Origin of the sequence: Nocardioides sp., assembly GCF_051876515.1 — a bacterium.
GTDB lineage: Bacteria > Actinomycetota > Actinomycetes > Propionibacteriales > Nocardioidaceae > Nocardioides.
The window spans coordinates 1-4912 of sequence record NZ_JBJEHY010000247.1 but is presented as its reverse complement, the minus strand read 5'-3'; the positions used below and the strand labels follow the sequence as shown (position 1 = coordinate 4912).

At 70.4% G+C, this 4912-nt stretch carries 4 protein-coding genes; 1 reads left to right on the top strand and 3 read right to left on the bottom strand.

The features are described 5' to 3' along the window. Nucleotides 1-309: 309 nt before the first annotated feature. Both ACI379_RS17175 and ACI379_RS17170 read right to left on the bottom strand, forming a co-directional pair. Nucleotides 310-1074: an SDR family NAD(P)-dependent oxidoreductase gene (locus ACI379_RS17175; protein WP_439793357.1), complete on the bottom strand. Its 765-nt coding sequence runs from the start codon at nt 1072-1074 to the stop codon at nt 310-312. Nucleotides 1075-1129: 55 nt separating this feature from the next. Then, a complete protein-coding gene (locus ACI379_RS17170) occupies nt 1130-1558 on the bottom strand; it encodes an HIT family protein (protein ID WP_439793356.1) in 429 nt (142 codons plus the stop codon). Nucleotides 1559-1630: 72 nt separating this feature from the next. Between ACI379_RS17170 and ACI379_RS17165 the strand changes: the two genes are divergently transcribed. After that, nucleotides 1631-2986 (top strand): TrpB-like pyridoxal phosphate-dependent enzyme, encoded by a 1356-nt coding sequence (locus tag ACI379_RS17165; protein WP_439793355.1) that lies wholly within the window; start codon nt 1631-1633, stop codon nt 2984-2986. 80 nt (nt 2987-3066) lie between these two features. Here the strand turns inward: ACI379_RS17165 and ACI379_RS17160 are convergent. Then, nucleotides 3067-4912 (bottom strand): SbcC/MukB-like Walker B domain-containing protein (locus ACI379_RS17160; RefSeq protein WP_439793354.1); only part of this gene is annotated, 1846 nt, incomplete at its 5' end.

The window sequence follows — 4912 nt, the reverse complement described above, 5'->3', positions numbered from 1 at the left end:
TGGAAAGTGCTCTGCCGCCGGGAGGCGACTTCACCCCGAGCCGCACGCGAGGTGCGGCGGTGGAACCTGTGGGTCCCCCACTCCTGCCCGACTTTCTTCGTCTCGGAGGCGCTGACGAGCGGGCAGAACTCGGCGTTCCCGTCAGCGTTGGTGCGGCGTCCGGGCCCCCACGGGTCCGGAACGCCAAAAACCGTAGGCAGGACGTCGCGCAGATGTCCAATGCCTACGGTCACTGAGCAGGAACCGGAAGGGCCGCACGGCGTGGCGTTCGTCACACCGCGCCGGGCGCCCTCCGGACCTGCACACGGGTCAGAGGCGGCCGCCGCCGTCGACGTACAGCGTCTGGCCTGTGATGTACGACGCCTCGTCGCTGCACAGGAACGCGGCCGCGGCGGCGATGTCCTCCGGGTACCCGACGCGCTTGACCGGGTTGGCCTCGGCGTTGAGCTTGCGGAACTCCTCGACGTCCATCTTGAGGCGCGCGGCGGTCGCGTCGGTCATCTCGGTGGCGATGAAGCCGGGGGCGATGGCATTGGTGTTGATCCCGAACGGGCTCAGCTCCATGCCGAGGGTGCGGGTGAAGCCCTGGATGCCCATCTTGGCGGCCGAGTAGTTGGCCTGGCCGCGGTTGCCGAGCGCACTGATCGAGGAGAGGTTGAGGATCTTGCCGTAGCGCTGCTCGACGAAGTGCTTCTGCGCCGCCTTGGTCATGTTGAACGCGCCCTTGAGGTGCACGCCCATGACCAGGTCCCAGTCGAGCTCGGTCATCTTGAACAGCAGGTTGTCGCGGGTGACGCCGGCGTTGTTGACCAGGACGTGGATGCCACCGAGCTCGGCGACCACACGCTCGACGGCCGCCTCGGCCGCCTCGGTGTTGGCGACGTCGACACCGATGCCGGCCGCCTTGGCGCCCTCGGTCAGCTCGAGGCGACCCGCGGCCTCGGCAGCGGCGGACTCGTCGAGGTCGAGGATGGCGACCGAGGCGCCCTCCGCGGCGAACCGCTGTGCGGTCCCGAACCCGATGCCCCGGGCTGCGCCCGTGATGGCGACGACACGTCCGTCGTAGCGACCCATGATGACTCCTTGTCGTTCTTTGTCTGTGGTGGTCCGCGCCCGAGCGTACTGGTGGCTACGCGCCACCCGACAGCGCCTCCCTCAGGCGGGCGGCGTACTCCTCGGCCTCGCCCTCGGCGTAGCTGGTGCGTGGCCAGAAGAACCCGCGCAGGCCGTCGCCCCGGGTGCGCGGGACGACGTGCAGGTGCAGGTGAGGGACGGACTGGCTGACCGTGTTGTTGAGGGCCACGAAGGAGCCTTGGGCGCCCAGGGCGACCTGCATGGCCGTGGCCAGCCGCTGGGCGTGGGCCAGGAAGGGGTCGCGCAGGTCGGCGGGGAGGTCGGGCAGCGTCACGACGTGGGTGCGTGGCACCAGCAGCACGTGTCCGCGGAAGACCGGACGCCGGTCCAGGAAGCCGGTGAACGTCTCGTCCTCGAGCACGACGTGCGCGGGTTGCTGCCCCGAGACGACCTGGCAGAAGGCGCAGTCCGGTTCGACGACCATCCTGCGAGACTACGCGGCCCGGAGCGGGAGATCGCGCCTGCGCGGGGCCGGCCCGCACTACGCTCAGCAGCCATGAGTGACGACCAGGTGATGTTCACCCTCGACGAGTCCGAGCAGGTCACCCACTGGTACAACATCGTGGCCGACTTCCCGACTCCCCCGCCCCCGCCGCTGCACCCCGCGACCCACGAGCCCGTCGGCCCCGACGACCTCTCGGCCCTGTTCCCGCCGGAGCTGATCGCCCAGGAGGTCACCACCGAGCGCTACGTGGAGATCCCCGAGCCGGTCCGCGCGGTCTACCGCCAGTACCGCCCGAGCCCGCTGTACCGGGCCCGCCAGTGGGAGAAGAAGCTCGGCACCCCGGCGCGGATCTACTACAAGTACGAGGGTGTCTCCCCGGCCGGCTCCCACAAGACCAACACCTCGGTCCCGCAGGTCTACTACAACTCGCAGCACGGCATCACCAAGCTCACCACCGAGACCGGCGCGGGCCAGTGGGGCACGGCCCTGTCGTACGCCGCCTCGTTGTTCGGCGTGGAGTGCGAGGTGTGGCAGGTCGGCGCGTCGTTCGACGGCAAGCCGCAGCGTCGCACCCTGATCGAGGTCTTCGGCGGGAAGGTGCACCGCTCCCCCAGCCGCCTGACCGAGTTCGGCAAGAGCCTGCCCGAGGACCACCCGGGATCCCTCGGTATCGCGATCACCGAGGCCGTCGAGGTCGCCGCCCAGGCCGAGGACACCAAGTACGCCCTCGGCTCGGTCCTCAACCACGTGCTGCTGCACCAGACGATCATCGGCGAGGAGGCGGTGCGGCAGCTCGCCAAGGCGGGCGAGACCGGCGCCGACGTCGTCATCGGCTGTGCTGGCGGTGGCTCCAACCTCGCGGGGCTCACGTTCCCGTTCCTGCGGGAGAAGCTGCACGGCAACCAGTCCCCCCGGATCCTCGCGGTGGAGCCGAGCTCGTGCCCGACGCTGACCCGCGGCGAGTACCGCTACGACTTCGGCGACACCGGCGGCATGACGCCGCTGATGAAGATGTACACCCTCGGCCACGACTTCATCCCCTCCCCGATCCACGCGGGCGGGCTGCGCTACCACGGCATGGCGCCGCTGGTCTCGCACGCGGTGCACGAGGGCCTGATCGAGGCCGTCGCCCTGCCCCAGACGGAGTGCTTCGAGGTCGCGCTGGAGTTCGCGCGCACCCAGGGCATCGTGGCGGCGCCGGAGTCCTCGCACGCACTGGCCCAGGCCAAGCGTGAGGCGCTGGAGGCCAAGGAGTCGGGCGAGGAGAAGGTCATCGTCATCGGCCTCTCCGGCCACGGTCTGCTCGAGCTGGGGGCGTACGACTCGTTCCTCAACGGCCACCTGGACGACGACCCGCTGTCGGAGGAGGACCTCACTGCCTCGCTGGCCGGCGTCCCGCAGATCTGAGGGACCCAGGTCCAGCAGGACCACGAAGGCCCGCCCCGGGATCCGGGGCGGGCCTTCCGCGTCGGTACGGGGTGCGGGACTCAGTCGCCCTGGACGTCCTGCATCTCCACGACACGGGACAGGTTGGTCTCGTGGTTCTTGAGCACCGCGAACATCTTGTCCATGTGGGGCTCGAGGGCGTTGACCTTGTCCTCGGGGGCGCCGACGACGATCTGGAAGCCGAGACCCTTCCAGGCGTGCACCGCTCGGCCGGCGAACTGGGCGTCGGCCTTGATGAACGCCTCGTCGAGGAAGACCGGCGCGAACCGGGGCCGCTGCCGCTCCTCGTCACCGAGGCGGAAGCGCAGCGCGGCGCCGATGATGAAGGCGACCAGCTCCTGGGTCTCACCGCCGCTCTTCTGGGCCAGCGTGCGGTAGTTGGACACGTGGGTGCCGTCGGGGCGCAGCCGCTCGGCGTACACCTCGACGTGACGCCGCACGTCGAGGAGACGGTCACGGTCGCCGGAGCCCGGCCGGGCCAGCGGGTCGTCGCGGCGCCGGATCTGGTTGATGAAGACCCGCAGCTGCTGGAACCGCTGCTCAAGGGCCTCCTCCTCCATCGCCAGCGTCGTGTCGGCCGACAGGGTGCGCAGCTGGCGCAGGAAGTCGGTGACGTGGGTCGGGGCCAGGTTGCGCAGGCGCATCCGGAGCCGGTCACCGGTCGGGCCGAACGGCAGGAGGCGCAGGATCTCGTTGATCGGGTCGAGCCTGTCCTCGATCTCCTCGACCGCCGCGCTCATCGCGCCGGCCAGCGGGACGAGGTCCTGCCCGGACCACTCCGCGAGCCGCTCCTTCCACACGTTGCGCTGCGCCCCCAGACCCGTGGAGCTGATCTCCTCGAGGATCGCGAGGAAGTCCTTGAGGGCCTCCGGCGCGGTGCTCAGGTTGGGGTCGGGCCACTGCGACTTGTAGCTCTCGAAGATGCGCGCCAGCTCGGCGTCGACGTACGCGACGACCTCCGCGGAGCTCTCCGAGGTCTCGCGCAGGCGGGCCTGCAGGCGTCCCAGGTTGGTGGTGAAGTCGTCCAGCGAACCGGCGTCGCCCGGTCCGACAGCCTCGACGAACTCGGCGTCGAGTTCGCCGGCCTGCTCGTCGGTGAGCTCGACCTCGCCCCGCTCGAGGATCTGCTCGATCTCGTCGTTGGTGTCGTCCTCGTCCGTCACGAGGTCGGCGAAGCGTCCCTCGAGGGAGTCGCGGCGGTCCTTGAGGCGTACGCGGTCGGCGTTGGCCTCCTCCACGTGCTCACCCAGGGTGAGGATCTGCTCCTCCAGGGCGCGCAGCGTGTCGTCGGAGTTGAGGATCGCGTCGCGACGTTCGGCCAGGTCGGTGACCCGCTCCCGGGCGCCCTCGACGTCGATGTCGGCCCAGCGGTAGGTGCGTACGGCGTCGTAGGCGGACTTGAGGTAGTCGAGCTCGGCGAGCCGGGCGTCGGCGGCCTTGAGGTCCTGCTCGCAGCGGTCCAGCTCCTCGCTCACCCGCGCGAGTTCGGCGTCGATCTCGAGCAGGGCGTCCTCGTTGGAGAAGCCGATGACGTACTCCGCCGACGAGCGCCCGTGGGCGCCGCGACGACCGGACCTGGTCTGCCCCGAGAGGCTGACCCGCAGCCCCTCGCCGGCCAGCTCGGAGGCTTCGTCCACGCACAGGGCGTTGCGGCTCGGGTCGGCAACGTGGCGGCGCACCCACCCGGTGAACGGCGAGGACTCGTCGTGCACGAGCTTGCCCGCGATGCGGTCCTCGGCCGGCACGCCCTCGTAGGTGAGGCCGGTGGGTGCGGCGTGGAAGGTCAGGCGCCGGTCGAAGTGGAGCAGGTCGACGGCCCGGGAGAACTCCTCGAAGCGGTCCTCGGGCACCAGGAGCTGACGGGCGGTACCGCCGAGCACGGTCTCG